Annotated in this window: 3 protein-coding genes; all 3 read left to right on the top strand. The window is 60.0% G+C overall.

The genetic code is table 11. The annotated features are described in order from the left end of the window. Positions 1 to 527: 527 nt before the first annotated feature. Positions 528 to 1,595: a phosphoribosylformylglycinamidine cyclo-ligase gene (gene purM / locus V6C16_RS10855; RefSeq protein WP_333536740.1), complete on the top strand. Its 1,068-nt coding sequence runs from the start codon at positions 528 to 530 to the stop codon at positions 1,593 to 1,595. Positions 1,596 to 1,850: 255 nt separating this feature from the next. After that, entirely contained in the window at positions 1,851 to 2,312 is a 462-nt protein-coding gene (locus V6C16_RS10850; RefSeq protein ID WP_333536741.1) for a YccF domain-containing protein, read from the top strand. 42 nt (positions 2,313 to 2,354) lie between these two features. Beyond that, a partial coding sequence (locus tag V6C16_RS10845) for a D-glycero-alpha-D-manno-heptose-1,7-bisphosphate 7-phosphatase (protein WP_333543194.1) occupies positions 2,355 to 2,772 on the top strand: 418 nt, incomplete at its 3' end.

Here is a 2,772-nt window from a genome sequence, read left to right as displayed (position 1 = left end):
GGCCCGGCGGTTTGCGGGACGCAGGCGCATGCTGAGCCGTGTGCGCTTTTGGAGCAGATGCAAGCAAGTTTTATGCCTGTAGCACGCTGATGAAGCCTGACATCCGGCACAATGCGGCGTTTTTCGCGGCGATCCGGCTGGCCTGCCCGTTGCCGAGGTTCGGTATGGCGCGGTGTGGCTGTATTTTGGCGCTTTTCGCGCTGTCAGTCTAGCAATGGCTGGCCGACTGGTCTACAGGGAAGCGGGAATTGGCGGATTTTTTGTTTTTGGCGGACAATGGTGCAGCAGGAATGCTGAAGGCCCGGCAAGGCCGCGCCTGCCGGGGAGCACGCGTTTTATGTGCAGATGCCCGCGCGGACAGAAGAAAAAGAGTGCGTTATGCAGCGCGGAATATGGCAGCGGGCAAAACCGTTCGGCAGCAGGGGCAGCGGAGCGACAAGGAAAAATGGAGGCGCGGCCATGCAAAAAAGTCGCTTGGGCTTTGCGGCAAAATCTGCTAAAGAACCGCAATCCAAAGGAGGCTACGGATGTCCAGCGACCGCGCGAAAGCCTATACTCAGGCAGGCGTTGACATTGAGGCGGGAAACACCCTTGTGTCGCGTATCAAATCCATGGTGCAGAGCACCCAGACCAGGGGCGTCATTTCAGACATCGGCGGCTTTGGCGGCCTTTTCCGTCCCGATCTCAGCGGCATGAGCGAGCCTGTGCTGGTTTCTTCCACCGATGGTGTGGGCACCAAGCTCAAGCTGGCTTTCGCTTTTGACAAACACGATACCGTGGGCATCGACCTGGTGGCCATGAGCGTGAACGATATTCTTGTTCAGGGGGCCAATCCTCTGTTCTTTCTTGACTACTTTGCCACAGGCAAGCTGGATGTAGACACGGCGCACACCGTCATCGGTGGCGTGGCCGAAGGCTGCCGCCAGTCCGACTGCGCCCTGTTGGGCGGGGAAACCGCGGAAATGCCCGACATGTATGCCCCCGGCGAATATGATCTGGCTGGTTTTTGCGTGGGCATTGTGGACAACGCCAAGCTTATTGACGGTTCGAGCATTCAGGTGGGCGACCACATTGTGGGCATTGCCTCGTCGGGCCTGCATTCCAACGGTTATTCCCTGGCCCGCAAGGTGCTGGAAAAAAGCGGCCTTTCGCCCGACGACGCCTTTCCCGGAGCCGACGGCGCCACCGTGCGCGACGTTATGCTTGCCCCCACCATCATTTATGTGGAGGCCGTGCGCTCTCTCTTGCGCGACCTTAACGTCAAGGGCATGGCCCACATCACGGGCGGCGGCTTTTATGACAATATCCCCCGTGTGCTGCCGGCACAGGTGGAGGCCCGCATCAACTTCGGCAGTTGGCAGATGGCTCCGGTTTTCAGATGGCTCAAGGAAACGGGCGACCTTTCCTGGCCCGAAATTCTTCAAATATTCAACGGCGGCATAGGTTACGTGCTGGTGCTGCCCCCTGACCAGAGCGAAGAGGCCATCAGCCGTATTCAGGCGTTCAATCTGCGCGCCTGGCATATCGGCGATGTGGCCCGCCGTGGCAAAAATGCTGCTGGCGAAGAAAATGAACAGGTTATAGTAAACTTCTGATTTCCGGCGCGTCAGTTCTCAGCCGCCTTGCGTGGCTCAAGCCCGTCTGCGCCGGTTTCGCGGGCGGGCTGTTTTTATACGGCTGAAGCTGCGCTTGCACCTTTGCGGCGGGCGACTGCTCACGCAGCCGCCAGAGCAATTTCAAAGTGAAATTGCTCGGATGTCCGGGGCATGGCGGTGGGCAAGCGCGCCGCTTTTCGTGTTCTTTTGCATGTGCAGTGATACACCGGCGTCTGCCGCCGGACTGGGGGAAATATGAACAGTACCTTGGGCTGCCTTGGCAATGCCCTGTGGTTCATACTCGGCGGCCTCGTCATGGGCCTTGTATGGTGGATGTTCGGCGTGCTCTGCTTTATCTCCATCATCGGCATTCCCTGGGGCCGCGCCTGTTTCGTCATGGGCAACTTCGCCTTTTTTCCCTTCGGCAAGATGCCCGTCTCGCGCGAGGTGCTCACCGGACAGCCCGATGTGGGGACCGGTATGCTGGGAACAGTGGGCAACATCGTCTGGCTTGTTTTTGCGGGCATCTGGATAGCCCTGGGGCATCTGGTGTCTGCGGCGGCCTGCGCCGTGACCATCATCGGCATTCCCTTTGCCTGGCAGCACGTCAAGCTGGCGGCTCTGGCCCTTTGCCCCATAGGCAAGACCGTTGTGCCCGCCCCGGTGGCCCAGGCAGCGGAAGAGGCCGCCACCCTGCGCGGTTATCACAAGCAGTAAGACACCGGCACACGACGGAACAAACAGGGCAGGAGCAGAATCATGACGGAAAAAACGGCATTGCGCCGGGCCATTTTTCTTGACCGCGACGGAACCCTGAACAGGGATACGGGCTATGTTCACCGCAAGGAGGACTGGCAGTGGCTGCCCGGCGTGCCTGAGGCGCTCAAGCGCCTGCGCGCCGTCGGTTACGTTCTGGTGGTGGTAAGCAACCAGTCGGGCATTGCGCGCGGCATGTTTGACCATGACGCCCTCAAACGCCTGGAAGAATGGATCAATGCCGACCTGGCGGCAAAGAACGCCGCCATTGACGCCTGGTACTACTGCCCGCACCTGCCGGAAATTACCGGTCCGTGCCAGTGCCGCAAGCCGGAGCCGGGGCTTATTCTTCAGGCCGCCCGCGATCTGCATATCGACCTTGCCGATTCGTGGATGATCGGTGACCGCGTGCGCGACGTGC

The organism is Desulfovibrio sp. 1188_IL3213 (assembly GCF_036763145.1).
Taxonomy (GTDB): Bacteria; Desulfobacterota; Desulfovibrionia; order Desulfovibrionales; family Desulfovibrionaceae; genus Desulfovibrio.
This window is presented reverse-complemented; position numbering and strand designations above follow the sequence as displayed.

What these genes read in the sequence shown, in the direction of transcription:
- purM (WP_333536740.1), top strand. Translation starts at nt 528, where the DNA reads ATGTCCAGCGACCGCGCGAAAGCCTATACTCAGGCAGGCGTTGACATT.
- V6C16_RS10850 (WP_333536741.1), top strand. Translation starts at nt 1,851, where the DNA reads ATGAACAGTACCTTGGGCTGCCTTGGCAATGCCCTGTGGTTCATACTC.